This is a genomic window from Pseudomonas sp. 02C 26 (genome assembly GCF_002843585.1).
GTDB classification, from domain to species: domain Bacteria; phylum Pseudomonadota; class Gammaproteobacteria; order Pseudomonadales; family Pseudomonadaceae; genus Aquipseudomonas; species Aquipseudomonas shirazensis.
In genome coordinates, this window is sequence record NZ_CP025262.1 from 1,251,994 (window position 1) to 1,273,654 (window position 21,661).

Annotated in this window: 21 protein-coding genes and 3 tRNA genes; 15 read left to right on the top strand and 9 right to left on the bottom strand. The window is 60.6% G+C overall.

Annotated elements, in window-relative coordinates; genetic code table 11:
• Positions 1-34: 34 nt before the first annotated feature.
• From CXQ80_RS05725 to CXQ80_RS05745, 5 genes are all read right to left on the bottom strand, one after another.
• A complete protein-coding gene (locus CXQ80_RS05725; protein ID WP_101317379.1) occupies positions 35-1,327 on the bottom strand; it encodes a virulence factor family protein in 1,293 nt (430 codons plus the stop codon).
• Positions 1,327-3,969: a bifunctional lysylphosphatidylglycerol flippase/synthetase MprF gene (gene mprF, locus CXQ80_RS05730; RefSeq protein ID WP_101317381.1), complete on the bottom strand. Its 2,643-nt coding sequence runs from the start codon at positions 3,967-3,969 to the stop codon at positions 1,327-1,329. The genes CXQ80_RS05725 and mprF overlap by 1 nt, the downstream gene beginning before the upstream one ends.
• A gap of 251 nt (positions 3,970-4,220) precedes the next feature.
• Positions 4,221-4,297: transfer RNA gene (locus tag CXQ80_RS05735), tRNA-Met, on the bottom strand.
• Positions 4,298-4,430: 133 nt separating this feature from the next.
• Positions 4,431-4,507: transfer RNA gene (locus CXQ80_RS05740), tRNA-Met, on the bottom strand.
• A gap of 133 nt (positions 4,508-4,640) precedes the next feature.
• A tRNA-Met gene (locus tag CXQ80_RS05745) sits at positions 4,641-4,717 on the bottom strand.
• Between the two features lie 218 nt (positions 4,718-4,935).
• Between CXQ80_RS05745 and dinB the strand changes: the two genes are divergently transcribed.
• On the top strand, positions 4,936-5,994 hold the full coding sequence (gene dinB / locus CXQ80_RS05750; protein WP_178080820.1) for a DNA polymerase IV: 1,059 nt from the start codon (positions 4,936-4,938) through the stop codon (positions 5,992-5,994).
• A gap of 44 nt (positions 5,995-6,038) precedes the next feature.
• Here the strand turns inward: dinB and CXQ80_RS05755 are convergent, their stop codons facing one another.
• The 3 genes from CXQ80_RS05755 to CXQ80_RS05765 form a co-directional block, all read right to left on the bottom strand.
• Positions 6,039-6,992: a hypothetical protein gene (locus tag CXQ80_RS05755; RefSeq protein WP_101317385.1), complete on the bottom strand. Its 954-nt coding sequence runs from the start codon at positions 6,990-6,992 to the stop codon at positions 6,039-6,041.
• Positions 6,993-7,013: 21 nt separating this feature from the next.
• Positions 7,014-8,729, bottom strand: a complete 1,716-nt coding sequence (locus CXQ80_RS05760; RefSeq protein ID WP_101317387.1) for a proline--tRNA ligase — start codon at positions 8,727-8,729, stop codon at positions 7,014-7,016.
• A gap of 159 nt (positions 8,730-8,888) precedes the next feature.
• Positions 8,889-10,169: an OprD family porin gene (locus CXQ80_RS05765; protein ID WP_101317389.1), complete on the bottom strand. Its 1,281-nt coding sequence runs from the start codon at positions 10,167-10,169 to the stop codon at positions 8,889-8,891.
• Between the two features lie 732 nt (positions 10,170-10,901).
• On the opposite strand from CXQ80_RS05765, the gene CXQ80_RS05770 reads away from it, so the two are divergent.
• Positions 10,902-11,324, top strand: coding sequence for an HIT domain-containing protein (locus CXQ80_RS05770; RefSeq protein ID WP_101317391.1), 423 nt, complete (start codon positions 10,902-10,904; stop codon positions 11,322-11,324).
• A gap of 4 nt (positions 11,325-11,328) precedes the next feature.
• Positions 11,329-11,535 (top strand): SlyX family protein, encoded by a 207-nt coding sequence (locus tag CXQ80_RS05775; protein WP_101317393.1) that lies wholly within the window; start codon positions 11,329-11,331, stop codon positions 11,533-11,535.
• Between the two features lie 45 nt (positions 11,536-11,580).
• On the opposite strand, the gene CXQ80_RS25125 is transcribed toward CXQ80_RS05775, so the two are convergent.
• Positions 11,581-12,174 (bottom strand): cold shock domain-containing protein, encoded by a 594-nt coding sequence (locus CXQ80_RS25125; protein ID WP_101317395.1) that lies wholly within the window; start codon positions 12,172-12,174, stop codon positions 11,581-11,583.
• A gap of 283 nt (positions 12,175-12,457) precedes the next feature.
• Between CXQ80_RS25125 and CXQ80_RS05785 the strand changes: the two genes are divergently transcribed.
• The 12 genes from CXQ80_RS05785 (at position 12,458) to tolA (ending at position 21,644) form a co-directional block, all read left to right on the top strand.
• Positions 12,458-12,931: a Dps family protein gene (locus tag CXQ80_RS05785; RefSeq protein ID WP_101317397.1), complete on the top strand. Its 474-nt coding sequence runs from the start codon at positions 12,458-12,460 to the stop codon at positions 12,929-12,931.
• Between the two features lie 135 nt (positions 12,932-13,066).
• Positions 13,067-13,435, top strand: a complete 369-nt coding sequence (locus tag CXQ80_RS05790; protein ID WP_101317399.1) for a ribbon-helix-helix domain-containing protein — start codon at positions 13,067-13,069, stop codon at positions 13,433-13,435.
• 92 nt (positions 13,436-13,527) lie between these two features.
• Complete coding sequence (locus tag CXQ80_RS05795; RefSeq protein ID WP_101317401.1) at positions 13,528-13,749, top strand: FmdB family zinc ribbon protein; 222 nt, start codon at positions 13,528-13,530, stop codon at positions 13,747-13,749.
• 93 nt (positions 13,750-13,842) lie between these two features.
• The gene (gene aspS, locus CXQ80_RS05800; RefSeq protein WP_101317403.1) at positions 13,843-15,618 is read left to right on the top strand and encodes an aspartate--tRNA ligase; all 1,776 of its coding nucleotides are present in this window, start codon (positions 13,843-13,845) and stop codon (positions 15,616-15,618) included.
• Positions 15,619-15,716: 98 nt separating this feature from the next.
• Positions 15,717-16,463, top strand: coding sequence for a YebC/PmpR family DNA-binding transcriptional regulator (locus CXQ80_RS05805; protein ID WP_101317405.1), 747 nt, complete (start codon positions 15,717-15,719; stop codon positions 16,461-16,463).
• A 68-nt stretch (positions 16,464-16,531) separates the two neighbouring features.
• Positions 16,532-17,056: a crossover junction endodeoxyribonuclease RuvC gene (ruvC, locus tag CXQ80_RS05810; RefSeq protein ID WP_101317407.1), complete on the top strand. Its 525-nt coding sequence runs from the start codon at positions 16,532-16,534 to the stop codon at positions 17,054-17,056.
• Between the two features lie 108 nt (positions 17,057-17,164).
• Positions 17,165-17,782 (top strand): Holliday junction branch migration protein RuvA, encoded by a 618-nt coding sequence (gene ruvA, locus CXQ80_RS05815; RefSeq protein WP_101317410.1) that lies wholly within the window; start codon positions 17,165-17,167, stop codon positions 17,780-17,782.
• Entirely contained in the window at positions 17,779-18,825 is a 1,047-nt protein-coding gene (gene ruvB / locus CXQ80_RS05820) for a Holliday junction branch migration DNA helicase RuvB (protein WP_101317412.1), read from the top strand. The genes ruvA and ruvB overlap by 4 nt, the downstream gene beginning before the upstream one ends.
• A 125-nt stretch (positions 18,826-18,950) precedes the next feature.
• Complete coding sequence (ybgC, locus tag CXQ80_RS05825; protein ID WP_101317414.1) at positions 18,951-19,403, top strand: tol-pal system-associated acyl-CoA thioesterase; 453 nt, start codon at positions 18,951-18,953, stop codon at positions 19,401-19,403.
• A gap of 2 nt (positions 19,404-19,405) precedes the next feature.
• A complete protein-coding gene (tolQ, locus tag CXQ80_RS05830; RefSeq protein WP_101317416.1) occupies positions 19,406-20,101 on the top strand; it encodes a protein TolQ in 696 nt (231 codons plus the stop codon).
• Between the two features lie 14 nt (positions 20,102-20,115).
• Entirely contained in the window at positions 20,116-20,568 is a 453-nt protein-coding gene (gene tolR / locus CXQ80_RS05835; protein ID WP_101317418.1) for a protein TolR, read from the top strand.
• On the top strand, positions 20,568-21,644 hold the full coding sequence (gene tolA / locus CXQ80_RS05840; protein WP_101317421.1) for a cell envelope integrity protein TolA: 1,077 nt from the start codon (positions 20,568-20,570) through the stop codon (positions 21,642-21,644). Before tolR ends, tolA begins: the two co-directional genes overlap by 1 nt.
• Positions 21,645-21,661: the final 17 nt, after the last annotated feature.

Sequence of the window (21,661 nt, forward strand, 5' to 3'; positions counted from 1 at the left end):
GTAACCGGGGCCGCAATGCGGCCCCGATTACTACTCAGTTCTGTTCAGATACGTTGGTTTTGCCCTGGCGCGTCTCGATCTCGCCGATCAGGCGCTTGGCCAGTGCCGGGTAGTTCTCATCGAAGTGGTGGCCACCCGGCAGTTTCAGGCGCTCGCCAACTGCAGTGTGCTCGGTGCAGCCGCTCTCGTCGGCCTCTTCGACACCATAGATGCATACAACCTTGGCCGCAGGCATACGGGCCATTTCCGGGCCGGTCGGTGCTTCCTGGCCTTCCTTGCCAAGCCAGCCTTCGACTTCGATCTCGAAACTGCCGCTGCGGGCAAACGCCAGCAGGATCACCGCATCCACGCGCTGCTGATCTTCTTCTGGCAGGCGGTTGTAGATCGCCGGCAGTACGTCGGCGCCGAACGAATAGCCGGTCAGGACAAAGCGCTTGGTGCCCCACTTTTGCCGGTAGTGCTGCATCAGTTCGGACAAGTCGATGGCGCTCTGTTCCGGGGTCTTGTGCTGCCAGTAATAGCGCAGCGTATCGATGCCGACCACCGGATAGCCGAGTTTGGCCATTTCGCCTGCTACATCGCGGTCAAGGTCGCGCCAGCCACCATCTCCGGAAAGGAACAGGGTCACGGTATCGGTGGTTTGCCCGGCAGGCACTTCCACCACCGGGATGCTCAGAGCGTTGCCGTCGTGGCCGACCAGAACCTGGGTCAGCTGACCCTTGAGCACCTGCGGCAGATGGATGTCGTAGTCGCTGATGCTGGTTTCGGCGTTGTTTTGATCACGGACGAAGGCGGCGCTGGCGTCATCCGGGTTGTCGTTCCAGGCGACATTCCAGTGGCCATGGGCAGCGCTTTTCGGTAGTGCCGGGCAGCCGGGTTGCTCAAGCTTGAAGTCGACCGAGATGGCGCGGGCCTTGTCATCGGTCTGGCTGGACAGCCAGCGCCAGGCTTGCGCTGCGCCAGGGCCGATGCCGGCAACCACGGTCGGTGCACCGCCCAGATGGCTGATGGCCTGATCCAGCGCCTGTTGCTGCTTGGCGCAATCGACAGGTGGCAGGGTCACCTGCACCAGCTGCGCTTCGCCGGCCTGGCTCAGGTCGAGCAGTTGCTTGTCGCTGAGCGCCTGATCTTCAGGCACGCCAATCGCCACGCGGGTTTTGGCGGTGACTGCAGGTGTGGCTAGAACCAGGCTGCTGCCATCGGTCAGGGTCAGGTGCTCGACCTGAGCCTCCGGCGCCGGCCGGGTCCACAACCAGAACCACACGGCGGCACCCGCCAGGGCAAGCAACAAAGCGATCAATAGGTAGTGCCAATAGCGTCGAATCATCAGCGTTTCACCAATCCAGTCAGGCCGCCAGCGATCAGGGCGGCAGTGTCAGCCAATGCCACCAGCGGGTCCAGCCCGGCTGGCACGGCCATGTAACGAGGTTCCCAGTCTGGCTGGAACTTGTCCTTGAAGCGGCGCAGACCCTGGAAGTTGTACAGCTGCTCGCCGCGCTGGAACACCAGCGAACCCAGGCGCTGGGTCAGCGGTGCGCCACGTCGCGGCTGCAGGCCGGAGAGCGGGACCATGCCCAGGCTGAAGCGCCCGTAGCCATGGTTTTTGTAGTGCAGGATCAAGCCGATCATCATGAACTCCATGGTCAGCTTCGGCGCTTCAGGGTGCGCGCGCATCAAGTCGAGGCTGGCCAGCTCCAGGCTGTGTGTCTCGAGCAGGTTGGCGAACGCCACCGGGTGACCTTGGAAGCGGATCAGGGCGATGCGGAAGTGCTGTAGGTATTCCGGGCTGAAACGGCCCAGCGAAAAGCCTTTCTCGCGCACGTTCTTGCCGCTGAGCCAGGCGTCCGAGATTTCCTTGAGCTCGTCCAGGGGTGCTTGGCCAGGTTCGTGTACTTCCAGGCTCAGGCCGTCGCGGCCACCGCGGTTCCAGGTGTAGCGCAGGTCTTTCATCTCCTTGCCTTTGGCTTCCAGATCGAAGCGGCGCAGATCAACCCGCGCTTCTTCGCCAAGCTTGAGCGCGGTCAGGCCGATGTCCATGTAGAAAGGCAGGTTCTCGGCGCGTACCTGGTAGAACACCGGGCGGGCATGGTGCACGTCGCACAGGTCACGGAACTGCCAGATCATCTCGGCGCGCTCCTGAGCAGGGCCAATCGGGTCGTACAGTGCGACCAGGCTACGGCCACGACGGGCATACATGATGAAGGCGTTGTCGTTGGGGTGGAACAGCAGCGCCTTGTCGCCGGTCAGGGCCAGGCCGCCGTCTGGTTGATCGGACGCCAGCAGGATCTGCCGGGCCCGTTCCAGCTCATCGGCGGTCGGCAGATGGATCACCGGCCGCGCCGTGCGCAACAACCAGGTCAGGGCGACGAACACCAGCAGCACCGCGCTGCCCATGGCTGCGCGCAGGCCGCGTGGGGCGTCGGCATCGAGGGTGAACTGCCACCACAGCTGATGGCTATAGGGCACGTCCTGATAGGCGAACAGCAGCAGCCAGACCGATGCGCCGATAACGCAAGCACTGGCGACCAGATACACCGGCGAAAACGGCAGCTCGAGCAGGCGGCTCGGCCGGTAGAACGAGCGTCGGAACACCGCCAGCAGGACTGCGGTGAACGTCAGCACGCAGGCTTCTTCCCAGTCGAAGCCTTTCAGCAGCGACAGCAGCGCGCCCACCAACAGCAACACCGTGGTCAGCAACCAGGCAGCGGACAGACGTCGGCGCAGGCCCTGGGCCAGCAGCAGGCAAAGCACGCCGATCAGGCTGGCGCCGAAGTGCGAGGCGTCGATCAGCCGGTGCGGTACCAGAAAGCCCATGTGTTCGAGGCGCGTGTCGATCTCCGGTGTGGCGCCGGAAAACAGCAGCACCACGCCGGACAGAAACACCAGAATCGCCAGCACTGGTGCAGCCAGCCCGGAAGCGGCCTTCAGTGCCTGCTGGGCGAACAGCAAGCGGCGGGCTTCGTTGGCCAGCAGCAGAACGCAGGCCAGCAGCAGCGGCAACACCACGTAGATCAAACGGTACAGCAACAACGCTGCTGCCAGTGGCGCCGCGCCAAGCTGATCGGCAAAAGCGGCCAGCAGGATCGCTTCAAACACACCAACTCCACCCGGCACATGGCTGAGCACGCCCGCTGCCAGTGCCAGCAGGTACACCAGCACAAACGCGCCAAACGGCGGCGCCTCAGGCAGCAGCAGATACAAAACTGTGGCGGCAGCCGCAACATCAAGTGCGGTGATCAGCAGTTGCAGGCCGGTCAGGCGCGCGCCGGGCAGGCGCAGCGTGCGCCGACCGAGCTTGACCAGCAGGCTGTCAGCCAGCGGCTGCTCGGCCAACCGGCGCCGATAGAGGCCGGCGACCAGCAGTGCACTCAGCATCAGTACCGCAATGGCGATGGCCGCCAATACACCGGCCGGCATGCGTAAGGCGATTGCTGCCGCAGGCAAGTTGCTCAGCGTTGCCAGTGCTGCCAAAGGGGGCAGGGCGCAGCCCAGCGACAGGCTGGCGAATACCGTCATCCGCGCCACTTCACCGGCACCCAGACCATGGCGGGCATACAGCCGATAACGCACCGAGCCACCCGACAGTATCGACAGGCCAATTGCATTGCCAATGGCGAACGCACTGAAACCGCCCAGCACCAGGGTTGCGGCTGGCAGCTTAACGGCGGCGTAGCGGCTGGCAGACCATTCATAACCAAGCAGGATCACGAAGCCGACCACGGTCGCTAGCAGTGCACCGAGCATGGCCTGCTTCGGCACGCTGAGAATGGCGTCGTGCAGCGCATAGATATCCAGCTCACTGAGCAGGTGACGGCAGGCAATCAAGGCCATGCCGAACAACAGCAGGGTCAGTACCAGAACGATCGGTTGCCGATACCGGCTCAGTCGCTCGAGCCAGGGCAGGCGTTGGGCAGCCACCGGCAGCGCCGCGGTGAGTGGCGTCTGGGGATCAGGGGTATGGGCGGTCATGAGTTACCTCGGGCCGACAGCGCGAGGTGAGAGAAAGGTGCGGCCAAGTGGAAGTCCCTTAGGAAAACGTATCCAGATATTACTCCTGCCGGAGGCGCTTGCAGCGGTCCGACGGGGTTAAAGATAGTTCATCCATTAGGGCTGGCCAGGGTGTGGCAAAAGGCGAGGGCAGGCTGATCGGGGATTTTCAGAACCCCAGAAACAACAAACCCCGTACTGTTTAAAACAGTGCGGGGTTTGTTCTGACGATTTGGTTGCGGGAGCCGGATTTGAACCGACGACCTTCGGGTTATGAGCCCGACGAGCTACCAGACTGCTCCATCCCGCGTCAGTGGGGCGCATTCTACGCATTACTGGCACGAGGTCAAGCCTTCCACGCTGATGCAGCGTAAATAACTTCAAAGCACAACGTGCAGACGAAAAAAATGGCCGCTGTTTTCACAGTGGCCATTTTCTCTGTTTGGTTGCGGGAGCCGGATTTGAACCGACGACCTTCGGGTTATGAGCCCGACGAGCTACCAGACTGCTCCATCCCGCGTCTGTGGGGTGGACTATACCCTGATTCGCGCTGATGTCAAGCTTACCCTTTGATTTAGAACAAATTATTCTAGGACAGCTTTATTTGAAGCAAAGAAAAAGGCCACTGTTTGCACAGTGGCCTCTTCTATATTTGGTTGCGGGAGCCGGATTTGAACCGACGACCTTCGGGTTATGAGCCCGACGAGCTACCAGACTGCTCCATCCCGCGTCTGTGGAGTGGATTCTACGCCCTGGCGCTGCGCAGTCAAGCTATTTCTCAGGGAAATCCTTTTCTGTTCAATCTGTTAGCGTGTCAATTAAGCGCCGGGCTCAGCAACGGCGGGCATTCCAGGCCAATTGTCGAATAGCAGAGTGCGCACGGTGCCAGCGCGTGGCGGTTACGGTAGTATCTGTATGAATTTACAGTACTGACGGTCATCCATGTCTTTGCGCAAGATCATCCATGTCGACTGCGACTGCTTCTACGCTGCGATCGAAATGCGTGACGACCCGAGCCTGGCTGGCCGGCCGATGGCGGTGGGTGGCTCGGCGGAGCGGCGCGGGGTGATTGCCACCTGCAACTATGAAGCGCGCGCCTATGGGGTACGCTCGGCAATGTCCTCGCGCCACGCGCTTAAACTCTGCCCTGACCTGTTGATCGTCAAGCCGCGTTTTGAGGCCTACCGCGAAGCCTCACGCGAGATCCAGGCGATCTTTCGTGACTACACCGAGCTGATCGAGCCGCTGTCGCTGGATGAAGCCTATCTGGATGTCAGCGACAGCTCCTGGTACGGCGGCAGCGCCACGCGGATTGCTGAGGATATCCGCCAGCGCGTCGCCAAGTCCTTGCACATCACGGTTTCAGCAGGGGTTGCGCCAAACAAGTTCCTGGCCAAGATTGCCAGCGACTGGCGCAAGCCCAACGGACTGTTCGTGATTACCCCCGGCCAGGTGGAGGCGTTTGTTGCCGCGCTGCCGGTGGCTCGCCTGCATGGTGTGGGCAAGGTCACTGCCGACAAACTGACCCGGCTGGGTATCGAGACCTGCATGGACATGCGCGAATGGTCAAAGCTGGCGCTGGTGCGCGAGTTCGGCAGTTTTGGTGAGCGTTTGTGGGGCTTGGCCCGTGGTGTGGATGAGCGCGCTGTGCAGAATGACAGCCGGCGTCAGTCGGTCAGTGTCGAAAACACCTACGATACCGATCTGCCTGATCTGAACAGCTGCCTGGCCAAATTGCCTGAGTTGCTCGATAGCCTTAATGAGCGGGTCGCGCGGATGGACAGCAGCTATAAAGCCGACAAGCCATTCGTCAAGGTCAAGTTCCATGACTTCACGCAGACGACCATCGAGCAGGCGGGTGCCGGGCGCGATCTGGAGAGTTACCGACAGTTGCTGAGCCAGGCGTTTGCCCGAGGTGGCAAGCCGGTGCGGTTGCTTGGAGTTGGGGTGCGCTTGCGCGATCTGCGCGGGGCGCATGAGCAGCTGGAGTTGTTTGCGCAATCTTGAGGGTGCGTCAGCAAGGCCGCCAGGCGGCCCTGTGACGAAGGCGATTATTGTCCGCCTGGATCTGCTACCAGTCGCCCGGTCTGTTTGGTCAGTGCCTGCAAGAATTCCTGCTGCAATTCTGGATCATTGCGGGTCAGTTCAATCAGGCTCTGCTCAAGCTCACTGGCTTCTTCTTCCAGGCCAAGCTCGGACAGCCGCTTGACCCGGTGAACCCACTGGCTGACATCGTCGTCTTCAAGGTCATCGAAGATCAGGTGCCGTGCTTCGACCAGTTTGTTGCGCAGCGTGCCGCTGACCAGCAGGCTGGCGTCGCCGCGAATGCCGTTGTCCTCGTCGACCACCTGCAGGTGCAGGGTGCCTACGCGGCCGAGATTCTGCTCGGAAAACGGCGCATCCAGCAGGTTCAGCCGCAGCACACCGTTACGGTCGGTGGTCAGCTCATGGTTGAGCTTGCCAGCCTTGACCTCGACCAGGCGCTCGCTCCAGGGCAGGTTGGTGGATTCTTCGCGCTTGGCTTTCTCCACCTCGCTGATGCCCGCCAGATTCTGCTGGGCACGGCCGTTGGATTGCACGTTCATGAATGGATTGAGCCCGGCAACGCCATAGCTCAGCCAGTCATGAGTGACGCTCTGCGGCAGGTTGCCCAAGGCGAACACATTGACCACATTGGCACCGACTCCGGCCACCACTGCGACCGCGCCCAGCGGGATCTCGTAGATCTCCCGCCAGGGCTGGTAAGGGGTATAGCGGTCGTAGCGGCGGGTCACTTCGAACTCGGTGACTTCGAAGCGCTGCTGCTCGTGAACGCGCACGCGCCGTTGCGGAAGCTCCATTACCTTGGGCTCGCCAACGTCAATCTGCAGACTGTGCTCGAGCAACTTGCGCTCGACGCGTTCTTCATGCTCGCTGCGCTGGGACATCTGATTGGCGCAGCCGCTGACGAACAGGGCGCCGCAGAGTGCGGCGCCCCCCAGGGTAAAGGTACTTCGCTTGTACATGTTCACTCGCGCATTGAGCTATCAGCGACGGATGCGGGCTTGCAGGAAGGTCAGCACTTCATTGACCGGCAGCGCCTGTGCGTCCTGCTCGGTGCGGTGCTTGTATTCCAGATTGCCATCGGCCAGGCCGCGGTCACTGACCACGATCCGGTGCGGGATGCCGATCAGTTCCATATCGGCAAACTTGTTGCCTGGGCTGGTCTTCTTGTCACGGTCATCGAGCAGCACTTCGAAGCCTGCAGCGGTCAGTTCGGCGTACAGCTTGTCGGTCGCCTCACGCACCACCTCGGTTTCGTAGCGCAGCGGTACCAGAGCGATCTGGAACGGCGCCAGGGCATCGTTCCAGATGATCCCTTTGTCGTCGTAGCTCTGCTCGATGGCAGCAGCAACCACGCGCGAAACGCCGATGCCGTAGCAACCCATCGACAGTACTACTGGCTTGCCGTTCTCGCCGAGTACCTGGCACTTGAGCGCCTCGCTGTACTTGGTGCCGAGCTGGAAGATATGCCCGACTTCGATGCCGCGCTTGATCACCAGGGTGCCCTGGCCATCTGGGCTTGGGTCACCGGCAACCACGTTGCGCAGGTCGGCTACTTCAGGCACTGGCAGGTCACGCTCCCAGTTGACGCCGAAGTAGTGCTTGTCGTCGATGTTGGCGCCGATGCCGAAGTCGCTCATCAGGGCCACCGAGCGGTCGATGATGATTTCCAGCGGCAGGTTCAGCGGGCCCAGCGAGCCTGCACCGGCGCCAATGGCGTCACGCAGCTCGGCGTCGCTGGCCATGACCAGCGGTTCGGCAACCTGCGGGAGCTTGGCGGCCTTGATTTCGTTGAGTTCGTGATCGCCGCGCACGATCAGGGCAATCAGCTTGCCTTCTTCAGCGCCGCGCACGATCAGGGTCTTGACCGTCTTCTCGATTGGCAGGCCATGGTTTTCGACCAGTTGGGCGATGGTCTTGGCGTGCGGAGTATCGACCAGGCGCAGCTCTTCGGTTGGCGCCGGGCGCACGCTTTCGCGTGGGATGGCTTCGGCTTTTTCGATGTTGGCGGCGTAGTCGGAGCTGTCGCTGAAGATCACGTCGTCTTCACCGGTAGCGGCCAGGACGTGGAATTCGTGCGAGTAGTTGCCACCGATCGAGCCGGTATCAGCCTGCACTGGGCGGAAGTTCAAGCCCAGGCGGGTAAAGATGTTGCTGTACGCCTGATGCATGCGGTCGTAGGTTTCCTGCAGGGAAGCCTGGTCGGCATGGAACGAGTAGGCGTCCTTCATGATGAACTCGCGGCCGCGCATCAAACCGAAGCGTGGGCGGATCTCATCGCGGAATTTGGTCTGGATCTGGTACAGGTTGAGCGGCAGCTGTTTATAGCTGGACAGCTCGTTGCGGACCATGTCGGTGATCACTTCTTCGTGAGTCGGGCCAACACAGAAGTCGCGGTTGTGCCGGTCTTTCAGGCGCAGCAGCTCTGGGCCGTACTGTTCCCAGCGGCCAGATTCCTGCCACAGCTCGGCTGGCTGGATGCTCGGCATCAGCACTTCAAGCGCGCCGGCGGCGTTCATTTCTTCGCGGACCACGGCTTCGACCTTGCGCATTACCCGCAGGCCCATCGGCAGCCAGGTGTACAGGCCGGAGGCCAGCTTGCGGATCATGCCGGCGCGCAGCATGAGCTGATGGCTGATGACCACTGCATCGGCAGGGGTTTCTTTTTGGGTGGCGAGCAAATATTGACTGGTGCGCATGGGGGGCCGTGTCGATTGCCTAAGACGTTGAAATGACCCCGCATTCTACGGGGGCGAAACGAAAGCGTACAGGATGCCGCAGCGCAGGACAGTTGTCAGCCAAGAAAAAGCCCGGCGTGGTCGCCGGGCTTTTCAAGTGCGGGGCACTGCAAGCCAGGCTTACAGGATGCTCAGCGGGTACTCGACGATCAGACGCAGTTCGTCCAGAGAGTTGGAGTAAACGGCGTCGGACGAGCGATAAGTTGCCTGACGAACACGGAAGCTCAGGTCCTTGGCGGGGCCCTCCTGAAGCACGTATTTGACGTCGATGTCACGTTCCCACTCGGTTCCGTTGTTGGTGCCTTCCACTTTCGCATCCGTACCGCGTACGTAGCGAGTCATGAAGGTCAGGCCAGGAATACCGAACTCGGCAAAGTTCAGGTCATAACGTGCTTGCCAAGACTTCTCGCCTTCAGCATTGAAGTCGGAGCGGGCAATGGAGTTTGCCAGGAAAATGGTGCCATTACCGTCGACGCCATACTGATAGCCGCCGTCGCCGGTCATCTTCTGATACGCGACGGTGAAAGTGTGCGCGCCAATGCTATAGGCGCCGGACAAGCTGAAGGCGCGGCTGTCGATCTTGTCGCCATCATAGGCTCGAGCTTCGCCGCTGCCACTGCTCTTGGTGTCATACACGTTGAAGTCGAACACCAGGCCTTGAGTGTCAGAGATCGGCAGAGCCCAGTTGACGTTGGCGTAGTATTTGCGCCAGTAGTCTTCAACCTTGGAGTAGTAAAGGCTGGTGCTGAGGCTGTCGGTGAAGGCATACGTGCCGCCGGCAACGTCGGCTTTCTTCAGGCGGAAGTTGTCACGGTTGGTCTGTTCCTGACCGGTCAGGCTGGTGAAGCGACCCGCATTCAGGGTGAGACCTTTGATTTCGCTACTGGTGATCAATGTGCCTTGGGCCATCTCAGGCAGCAAGCGGCTGTCGTCGGTGGCGAATACAGGCAGCGATACGAATTGGTCGCCAGCCTTGAGTACGGTGTCGGAAATGCGGAACTTGACCGCCGCGCCACCCTTGGAGTAGTCGTCCTGGGAACGGCCATCTGAACCGGTAGGGAACAGGCCCGTGCCGGAGAAGCCACGACCGCTGTCCAGCTTGAGGCCGAGCATGCCGATGGCGTCGACACCTACACCGACGGTGCCTTGGGTGAAGCCCGATTCAAAGGTACCGATGAAGCCTTGGCCCCATTCACGCTGATCATGACGCAGGCCGGCTGCGCGGTTGGCGGCCGACTCCTGGTTACGATAGTCACGGCTGAAGTACAGGTTGCGCAACTTGACTGACAGCTGGCTGTCTTCAATAAAGCCTTTGGAATCATCCTGCGAAGAGGCGATGGCCATTTGCGAGGTGCCTGCCGCAACGGCCAGGGCGATCATGCTCCACTTCATCACGCGCATCGTGATTTGCTCCTTTGGTTTTTAGGAAGAGTACCGCTGCGCCCGGGGTTTTAATTATATGGGGCAGCTCTTTCTTGTTGTGTCGGCGCGAAGGTATATCACGCTGACTCTTTATTTGGCGATATGCATAAAGCAACTTTTCACAAACTTTATGGCGTGTCGCTTATAACTAATTCAATGTCGCAAATTACGCGCCGAACAGCGGACATATATCCCAGCGTTCTGCTCCCTCATCCGTTAACACAGGACGGTACCCCTTGATAGTGCTTCGGCGCCGTGGTCTGTCGGCAGCTCCTGCTCACTGCAGGTGTCGTGCCGACTTGGCGTTGAGGGAATGCAACAAGCGTGCTCATTTTCACATTGAGTTGATGAATTTTTCACATCTGCCTGATCGCTTGGTGGCAAACCTCCGAAAATAAAGGGTTCGGTCTGTCTGATGGTGTGCCAATATTCAACGGTCGATGCAACTGTAAGGTTGCTAACTAAACCAATGTGTTACCGCCGATTGTTCATCTTGAGTAGTTTTACTGGGAACCGCCGTCAGCACCGCGACGGACGGCTCTATTTTGGTGCGAAAAGTAGCGCTTTGTTACCGCGGCGGTGCAGGGCAGCTGTGCAAGCCAGCTAAAGTGTAGCTGGAGCGCCCGATTTCATGCCTGTTGCGGCCAGGCAGGGTATCCTCCGCGCACCATGCCTGCGTTGCGTAGGCGATCTGATTGAAGGAGATTTGCCGTGTTCGTCCTGGATCCGCGTTTGCAGCAGGATTGCCTGGTGCTGGGAGATTTCCCGCTGTGTCGGCTGCTGTTGAGCAAAGACGCCAATTATCCGTGGTTCATTCTGGTGCCGCGGCAAGCCGACGTCAGTGAGCTGTTTGACCTCACGGCAGCCGACCAGCAGCAGCTGTGGCAAGAAACCACCTGCCTGGCAAATTCGCTCAAACAGGAATTTGCTGCCGACAAGATGAACGTGGCGACCTTGGGCAACGTGGTCAGCCAACTGCACATGCACGTGATCGTGCGCCACCGCAACGATGCTGCCTGGCCTGCGCCAGTGTGGGGCAAGGTGGCGGCTGCCGAGTACAGCGAGGAGCAACTCGCACAGCTTCGCCAGCGCCTGCGCTCGGCGTTGAACAACAATGACTTCAAGGAGGCGTGAGCTGATGTCGCTGGAATCGCAAATCATTGACCTGGAAACCCGTCAGGCCTTTCAGGATGACGCGCTGCAGGAGCTCAATGATGTGGTGGTCGAGCAGGGGCGGGTGATCAATCGTCTGCAACTGCAGATGGCCGAGCTGATCAAGCGTTACGAGGAGATGGTCGGGCAGTACGGCAGCGAAGGTGAAGAAGCGCCGCCGCCTCATTACTGAGGATGGGTACCTTGCGGGTGCATAGCGCCCGCAAGGCCTTTGCTGTCAGCGGCGCGAGACCGCGATCACGTCTTCGGCCTGCAGGCCCTTGTCGCGGTGCATGACCGAGAACTCCACGCGTTGGCCTTCGACCAGTACGCGGTGGCCGTCGCCACGGATGGCGCGAAAGTGCACGAAGATATCGTCGCCGGAGTCGCGCGAGATAAAGCCGAAGCCTTTCGAGGTGTTGAACCACTTGACGGTGCCGGTATCGCGCTTGCTGCCTTCCTGGGCAGCGCCGCCAGCATTGCGCGAGCGGCCGCTGCTGCGGCTGAAGCCGGCAACCAGGTGTGCCAGAACTGCCAGAGCAGCGCACAGCAGTGCAGGCAGGTTGCCCAGCTCCGGCCGGACCAGCACGGTTACTGTTTGCAGGACAACCGCCAGCACCAGCAAAGCGCTGGCCAGGTATTGCAGTTGCAGGCGCGCGCCGCGGTAATAAAGCGGCACGACCGGCGCCAGCAGTAGGTTGAGCAGGCCGAGCAAGGCCAGGTACACGGCCTCCGGTTGCTGCAGGAAGGGAATTGCCTCGGTGCGAAGGCTTGGTATGAGCGACAGCAGCAAGGCTGCTACGCCCGTCACCAGATGGACGATCTTGAACATTTGGGTTGGCTCACGTTTATAAGGTCAATCACAGGAAGAGCGGGCAGCACGGTGCGCATGAGAGAGAAAGCGCGGTCACGCAGCTGGCCTGCCTATGCATCCGGCATTAACAATCCGCACGAATGGCACCCTGCCTATTTAACAGCAAAGGCCCGGTGAGCTCAAACCGGGCGGATGATGGGAGTGATCGATTGCCCTGCGTCACATGCAGGCGCAGGCAAGTCTTGTTACAGTGCCCCTTCATCCGCTTGACTACCCAAGCCATATGAAAAAGGGGAGCTTCATGGCAATCGATATCGGTATCAGTGAAGAAGATCGCAAGTCCATCGTCGATGGGCTGTCCCGTTTGTTGTCGGATACCTATGTGTTGTATCTGAAAACCCATAACTTTCATTGGAACGTTACCGGTCCGGCGTTCCGTACCCTGCACCTGATGTTCGAAGAGCAGTACAACGAGCTGGCCCTGGCGGTTGACTCGATCGCCGAGCGGATCCGCGCGCTGGGCTTCCCGGCGCCTGGTTCCTACGCGTTCTATGCCCGCCACTCATCGATCCAGGAAGAGGAGGGTGTGCCGCCTGCTGATGAGATGATCCGCCAGTTGGTCGATGGGCAGGAGGCGGTCACGCGTACCGCACGCAGTATTTTTCCGGTGGTCGACAAGGTCAGTGACGAGCCAACGGCGGATCTGCTGACCCAGCGTATGCAGGTGCACGAGAAGACCGCGTGGATGCTGCGCTCGTTGCTCGAAGGCAAATAAACTGTCCAAGCCGCCCTGCGCCGTGAAGCGCAGGGGGGTGGTGAACTGCACGCGCAGGCGGAAAATTTTGCCGCTGCTCATGCCCCGCCTCGCGGCGCTTCATTACACGCCATGATTCATGTCTCCAGCACATGAATGGATCCCCTTGGCAATGGAGTGGCAGCAGTGGACATCAGGGTGCGGAGCAGCAAACGCAATGTGTGTCAGGGACATTGGCCAGGCAAGGCCTGTGTCGATCCCTTCGCAGCGGACTTCGATATGCTGCAGGTGCAGCCAGTGTCGCGGTCGGTCAGGCTTAATGGCTTTGCCACCTGCCTGCGCCTGGAGGATGTGTATTGGCAGATATTGCAGCGTATTGCCGAGGTCAATCAGTGCTCGGTCAGTGCGGTATTGTCCTACATTGACCGCGAAGTTCACCTGCGCCACGGCGGGGTGCGCAACTTCAGCGGGCTGGTCCGGGTGATCTGCGTTGCCTGGCTACGCGATCCGCCAAGCGCGCGTTGAGTGCCGGGCGGGCTGCACTGACCTCTCTAACCATATATAATGCCGGTTTTTGCTGCCCCGGCAGCCAGCGTTATGGTTTGCGAGAGATCCCCGTGCCCCTTTACGACTATCAATGTGCAGCCTGCAACCATCAGCTTGAGGCGTTGCAGAAGATCAGCGCCGCGCCGTTGACTGATTGTCCGGCCTGCCAGGCGCCGGAATTGAAGAAGCAATTGTCCGTTCCAGGTTTTCGCCTCAGTGGCACTGGCTGGTACGAAACCGACTTCAAGACCGGGGCAAAAAAGAATCTGGCAGGCGGCGACAAGGCCGACTGAGTTGAATTGCAATGTCCGGGTCTTGCAGTATTAGCCCTCTGGGCGGCCAAGGCCTCCATCGAATACACGAATCACGAGAAGCGAACCACCATCATGATGCGCAGCCAATATTGCGGCCAACTGAACGAGAGCCTGGACGGCCAGGAAGTCACCCTTTGCGGCTGGGTCCATCGTCGCCGCGACCACGGCGGGGTGATTTTCCTCGATATCCGTGACCGCGAAGGCATGGCCCAGGTCGTGTTCGACCCGGATCGCGCCGAAACCTTCGCCGCCGCCGACCGCGTGCGCAGTGAATACGTCGTGCAGGTCACCGGTAAAGTGCGCAAGCGTCCCGAAGGTGCAGTCAACGCCAACATGGCGTCGGGCGGCATCGAAGTGCTGGGTTACGAGCTGACCGTACTCAACGAAGCCGAAACCCCGCCGTTCCCGTTGAACGAATACTCCGACGTCGGCGAAGAAACCCGCCTGCGTTATCGCTTCATCGACCTGCGTCGTCCGGAAATGGCCGAGAAGCTGCGTCTGCGTTCGCGCATCACCACCAGCATCCGCCGCTTCCTCGACGAAAACGGCTTCCTCGACGTCGAAACACCGATCCTGACCCGTGCCACCCCAGAAGGTGCACGTGACTATCTGGTGCCAAGCCGTACCCACGCCGGCAGCTTCTTCGCCCTGCCGCAATCGCCGCAGCTGTTCAAGCAGTTGCTGATGGTGGCCGGCTTCGACCGTTACTACCAGATCGCCAAGTGCTTCCGCGACGAAGACCTGCGTGCCGACCGCCAGCCGGAATTCACCCAGATCGACATCGAGACCAGCTTCCTCGACGAGTCCGAGATCATGGGCCTCACCGAGAGCATGATCCGCAAGCTGTTCAAGGAAGTGCTGGATCTGGAATTCGGTGAATTCCCGCACATGACCTTCGAAGAGGCCATGCGCCGCTACGGTTCCGACAAGCCAGACCTGCGTAACCCGCTGGAACTGGTTGACGTTGCCGACCAGCTGAAAGATGTCGACTTCAAGGTCTTCGCCGGCCCGGCCAACGATCCGAAGTGCCGCGTCACCGCCCTGCGCCTGCCAGGCGGCGCAAGCATGCCGCGTAGCAAGATCGACGAGTACACCAAGTTCGTTGGCATCTATGGTGCCAAGGGCCTGGCTTACATCAAGGTCAACGAGCGCGCCAAGGGCGTCGAAGGCCTGCAGTCGCCGATCGTCAAGAACATCCCTGAGGCCAACCTCAACGTGATCCTCGATCGCGTCGGTGCGGTTGATGGCGACATCGTGTTCTTCGGTGCCGACAAGTTCAAGGTGGTCAGCGAAGCCCTGGGTGCGCTGCGGATCAAGGTCGGCAACGACTTCAATCTGCTCACCTGCGAATGGGCACCGATGTGGGTTGTCGACTTCCCGATGTTCGACGAGAACGAAGACGGCAGTTTCAGCGCCTTGCACCACCCGTTCACTGCACCCAAGTGCACCCCGGAAGAGCTCGAGGCCAATCCGGCCACGGCACTGTCGCGTGCCTATGACATGGTGCTCAACGGCACCGAGCTGGGTGGCGGTTCGATCCGTATTCACCGCAAAGAGATGCAACAGGCGGTGTTCCGCCTGCTCGGTATCGAAGCGGCGGAACAGGAAGAGAAGTTTGGCTTCCTGCTCGACGCGCTGAAGTTCGGTGCACCGCCGCACGGCGGCCTGGCCTTTGGTCTGGACCGTTTGGTAATGCTGATGACCGGCGCCCAGTCGATTCGTGAAGTGATCGCCTTCCCGAAAACCCAGAGCGCTGCCTGCGTCATGACCCAGGCACCGGGCCTGGTCGATGCCAAGGCACTGCGTGAGCTGCACATCCGTCTGCGTGAGCAGACCAAGGTCGAGTAACGCCGACCCGGGCGCGCCCGTGAGGTCGCGTCCTCGAATTTATCGCGTTCCGCCCTTCGGGGCGGAACCTGTTTGTGGATCAAGGATTCGGAGTCGATATGGCTGGTCATTCCAAGTGGGCGAACATCAAGCACCGCAAAGAGCGCCAGGATGCCAAGAGAGGCAAGGTCTTCACCAAGTGGATCCGCGAGCTGACGGTCGCGGCCAAGCAGGGCGGCGCCGATCCAGCGTCGAACCCGCGCTTGCGACTGGCGCTGGACAAGGCACTTGGTGCCAACATGAGCCGCGACATCATTGATCGGGCAGTTGCCCGCGGCGCCGGTACCAACGAAAGCGACAACGTCGAAGAGCTCAGCTATGAGGGTTACGGCCCCGGCGGCGTGGCGATCATGGTCGAAACCATGACCGACAACCGCAACCGTACCGCAGCGGCTGTGCGCCATGCCTTCACCAAATGCGGCGGCAACCTTGGCACCGACGGTTCAGTTGCTTATCTGTTCGAGCGCAAGGGCCAGATCAGCTTTGCCCCTGGCGTTGACGAAGACGCCTTGATGGAGGCGGCCATGGAGGCCGACGCCGATGACGTGGTCAGCAATGACGACGGCTCGTTCGAAGTGTTCACCTCATTCAACAGCTTTTATGCCGTGCGCAACGCGCTGGAAGAAGCTGGGTTCAAGGCCGCCGACGCCGAAATCGTGATGCAGCCGACCACCAGTGCCGAGCTTGATCGCGATGGCGCTGAAAAAGTCCTCAAGCTGATCGACATGCTCGAAGACCTGGACGACGTGCAGAACGTCTATTCCAATGCGCAGATCTCCGATGAGGTCCTTGAGCAGCTAGGCTGATGCCGGCGCTTCAAGCCATCAGGGCCTGACTGCTCCAAGCGTGTTTTCATTTTCAACTTGCAGGCCCTATGACTCTGATTCTTGGTATCGACCCCGGTTCGCGCATCACCGGTTTTGGCGTGGTCCGCCAGACCGCCCGGGGCTGCGAATATGTGGCGTCGGGATGTATTCGTACGGGCGCCGGCGAGTTGTCCGAGCGCCTGCAGATCATCTTTCGTGGCGTCAGCGAGATCATTCGCCAGCACGGCCCGGTTACCATGGGCATCGAACGGGTGTTCATGGCGCGCAATCCGGATTCGGCGCTCAAGCTCGGCCAGGCCCGTGGTGCAGCCATCGTGGCCGGTGCCGAAGCTGGCCTGGAGATCGCCGAATACAGCGCCACCCAGGTCAAACAGGCGGTGGCTGGCACCGGCGCGGCCAACAAAGACCAGGTGATGCTGATGGTCATGCACCTGCTCAAGCTGACGCAAAAGCCGCAGATCGACGCCTCTGACGCCTTGGCTATCGCCCTCTGTCATGCGCATACCCGCTCCAGCCTGATCCCCCACGGCTTGACCACTGCGCGCAAGCGCGGCGGACGCTTGCGTCTGTAACCGCTTCATGCGCTGATACACATTTTGGCCGGGTGAAACGTTCACTCGACGCATTTGCTGATAGGGTTGACCGGTCTGTGGCCGGCGCTCGAAAGGAAGGATCGAAACGTGATTGGACGTTTGCGCGGCACCCTGGCGGAAAAACAACCGCCGCACCTGATTATCGACGTCAACGGCCTGGGCTATGAGCTCGAAGTGCCGATGACCACCCTGTATCGCCTGCCCAAGGTTGGCGAGCCGGTTACCCTGCATACCCACCTGGTGGTGCGTGAAGACGCCCACCTGCTCTACGGCTTTGGCGAAAAGCGCGAGCGCGAGCTGTTCCGTGAGCTGATCCGTCTCAACGGCGTCGGCCCCAAGCTGGCGCTGGCGCTGATGTCCGGGCTCGAAATCGACGAGTTGGTGCGCTGCGTGCAGGCGCAGGATGCCTCGGTGCTGGTGCGCGTACCCGGGGTTGGCAAGAAGACTGCCGAGCGCCTGCTGGTCGAGCTCAAGGATCGTTTCAAAGCTTGGGAGACGTCCTCGTCGATGTTCACCCTGGTATCCGACGGCCCGGCGCCGGTCGGTGGTGCGTCCACCGCCGAAGCCGACGCGGTCAGTGCGCTGGTGTCGCTGGGCTACAAGCCTCAGGAAGCCAGCAAGGCTATCTCGCTGATCAAGGACAAGGCTGGCCTGAGCAGCGAAGACCTGATCCGCCGCAGCCTGCAAGGGATGATTAGCAAGTGATCGAAGCCGACCGCCTGATCGCCGCTTCCGGACGCGACCGCGAAGAAGTCCAGGACCGCGCGATTCGCCCGCTGAGCCTTGATGAGTACATCGGCCAGCCGGTGGTGCGCGACCAGATGGGCCTGTTCATCCAGGCTGCCCGTGGCCGCAACGAGTCGCTCGACCATACCCTGATCTTTGGCCCGCCGGGCCTGGGCAAGACCACCTTGGCCAACATCATCGCCCATGAGATGGGCGTTTCGGTGAAGAGCACGTCAGGGCCAATTCTGGAGCGGCCCGGTGATCTGGCGGCAATGCTGACCAATCTCGAGCCGCACGATGTGCTGTTCATCGACGAAATTCATCGGCTCTCGCCGATTGTCGAAGAAGTGCTGTACCCGGCAATGGAAGACTTCCAGCTCGACATCATGATCGGTGAGGGCCCAGCCGCGCGTTCGATCAAGCTCGATCTGCCGCCGTTCACCCTGGTCGGCGCGACCACCCGAGCGGGCATGCTGACCAACCCCTTGCGTGACCGCTTCGGCATCGTCCAGCGCCTGGAGTTCTACAGCGACAAGGACCTGGCCACCATCGTTACCCGCTCGGCGGGCATTCTGGGCCTGGTCATCGATGATTTGGGCGCTTTCGAGATTGCCCGGCGTGCACGCGGTACGCCGCGGATCGCCAACCGCCTGCTGCGCCGGGTGCGCGACTACGCCCAGGTACGCGGCAAGGGCGAGATCACCAAGGCGGTGGCGGACCTGGCGCTGAATCTGCTGGATGTCGACGAGCGCGGCTTCGATCACTCCGACCGGCGTTTGCTGCTGACCATGATCGAGAAGTTCGATGGCGGTCCGGTCGGGGTGGACAACCTTGCCGCTGCCATCAGCGAGGAGCGCCATACCATCGAGGACGTGCTCGAGCCGTACCTGATCCAGCAGGGCTACATCATGCGTACGCCGCGTGGCCGCGTGGTGACGCGGCACGCCTACCTGCACTTTGGCTTGAACCTGCCTGGGCGTTTGGCCGACCCGGCGGATTTTTCCGATGTTGTCGATGAATGACAGATCAAAAGGCGGTTTCCGTGGTCCTACCGCTGGCATGCCCATGGCGCGCTGGCACTAAGGCATTACCGAATGCAAAAACACTTGCCGGGCGGATTGGCAAGCCGAGGAGTAAGCACTAGAGTATGCGCGCGCAAAATGGGCTTGAATCGTTCGCACACCGCTGTCGCGTCTATTACGAAGATACCGACGCAGGCGGCGTGGTGTATTACGTCAACTACCTGAAATTCATGGAGCGTGCGCGCACCGAGCGGTTGCGTCACCTGGGTTTCTCCCAGCATCAACTGGCCGGGGAGAATCTGCTGTTCGTGGTTCACTCCACCGAGGCGCGCTACCACGCGCCGGCGCGCCTGGATGACGAGTTGCGGGTAACCGCAGAAGTCGTCGAGGTGAACCGCGCCAGCCTGCGCTTCGTGCAGCAGGTGTGGCGAGAACAAGATGCAAAGCTGCTCTGTGAGGGGCAGTTTCTGGTGGCCGCTGTGCGCGCCGACACTTTCAAACCCCGAGCCATCCCCCCAGCGCTGCGCGACGCCTTCCTGGCGGGCGGCCCGGGTACTCAATCGAATGCAGGAGAATAAGCGTGGAAGCTAACGTCGTCGACCATACCTCCATGTGGAGTCTGGTCAGCAATGCCAGCATCGTGGTGCAGCTGGTAATGCTGATTCTGGTGGCCGCCTCGGTCACTTCATGGATCATGATCTTTCAGCGCAGCAGCATGCTGCGCGCCGGTCGTCGTGCGCTGGATGCCTTCGAGGAGCGCTTCTGGTCGGGCATTGATTTGTCCAAGCTGTACCGTCAGGCAGGCAGCAACCCGGACCCGGATTCGGGTGTCGAGCAGGTGTTCCGTGCCGGCTTCAAGGAATTCTCGCGTCTGCGTCAGCAGGCGGGTGTAGACCCTGACGCGGTCATGGAAGGCGTTGGTCGGGCCATGCGCGTAGCCATCTCGCGTGAAGAAGAAAAGCTCGAGCAGAGCCTGCCGTTCCTCGCCACCGTCGGTTCGACCAGCCCATACATCGGCCTGTTCGGTACCGTATGGGGCATCATGAACTCGTTCCGTGGTTTGGCTTCTGCCCAGCAGGCAACCCTGGCTACCGTTGCGCCGGGCATCGCCGAGGCATTGATTGCCACTGCGATCGGCCTGTTTGCTGCGATCCCAGCGGTTATCGCCTACAACCGTTTTGCCGCACGCAGCGAAACGTTGATCAGCCGTTACTACACCTTCGCCGACGAGTTCCAGGCGATCCTGCACCGTAAAGTGCACACCAGCGAAGAGTAATCAGGTAGAAACCCATGGCCCGAGTTCGCCACAAACGCAAGCCCGTCGCCGAGATGAACGTGGTGCCCTACATCGACGTGATGCTGGTGCTGCTGGTCATCTTCATGGTGACGGCCCCGATGCTCAACCAAGGGGTCAAGGTCGACCTGCCCAAGGTTTCCAGCGAAGCCTTGCCGCAGGACAACAACGTCCAGATCCTTACCATCTCGATCAAGGCCGACAAGACCTACTACTGGAACCTTGGCAGCGAGGTCGATACCGACAAACAGATGGACAAGGCCATGACCTTGCCGGACATGACCAATGCCGTGACCAAGATCATTGCCGCCGGTCGCGACCAGGGCAAACAGACCCAGGTCTTCATCCGTGGCGACAAGTCCGTCGATTACGGCTCGGTCATGGGCGCCATGGGCGGGTTGCAGAAGGCCGGTGTCGGTAACGTTGGCCTGATTACCGAGGCGCCCTGATGCAACAGCGAGAGCCATCTGCCTCGGAAAGCTACTTCTGGCCCAGTGTCTGGGCCATTGGCTTGCATGTCGTGGTGTTTGCGATGCTGTTCGTCAGCTTCGCCATGACCCCTGAACTGCCGCCGTCCAAGCCGATCGTTCAGGCTACGCTGTACCAGCTCAAGTCCAAGAGTCAGGCCACTACCCAGACCAATCAGAAGATTGCCGGGGAGGCGAAGAAAACCGCTTCGCGCCAGACTGAAGTCGAACAGCTGGAGCAGAAGAAGGTCGAACAGGAGGCCGTGAAGGCTGCGGAACAAAAGAAAGCCGACGCGGATCAAAAGGCCGAAGCTGCTCGCGAAGCGGCAGAAGCCAAAAAAGCCGAAGAAGCTGCCAAGACTGCTGAAGCCAAGAAGGCCGCCGAGGCCAAGAAAGCCGAAGAGGCGAAGAAAGCCAGCGAAAAACAGCAGGCTGATATCGCCAAGAAGAAGGCGGAAGAAGAGGCCAAGAAAAAGGCCGACGAAGAAGCCAAGAAAGACGCAGCTGAAGAGGCGAAGAAGAAAGCCGCCGAAGAAGCCAAGAAAAAAGCCGCCGAGGATGCCAAGAAGAAAGCGGCAGCCGAGGAAGCGAAGAAGAAAGCAGCTGAAGAGGCCAAGAAGAAGGCCGCTGCAGATGCCCAGAAGAAAAAAGCCCAGGATGCAGCCCGCAAGGCGGCAGAAGACAAGAAAGCCCAGGCCCTGGCCGAGCTGTTGTCTGATACCACCGAGCGCCAGCAGGCTCTGGCTGACGAGCAGGGCGACCAGGTAGCCGGTGATTTCGACGACCTGATCCGCATGCGCGCTGCAGAAGGTTGGGCCCGTCCGCCTTCGGCACGCAAAGGCATGACGGTAGTGCTGCAGATCAACATGCTGCCCGATGGCACCATCACCAGCGTCAGTGTGGCCCGCGCCAGTGGCGACGGTCCGTTTGATGCTTCGGCGGTGGCAGCGGTGAAGAACATTGGTCGACTGACCGAAATGCAGGGCTTGAAGCCGAGTGATTTCAATGCGTATCGCTCGTTCAAGATGACATTTACACCTGAGGATCTAGCGCTGTGATTAAACTCTTTCGAGGG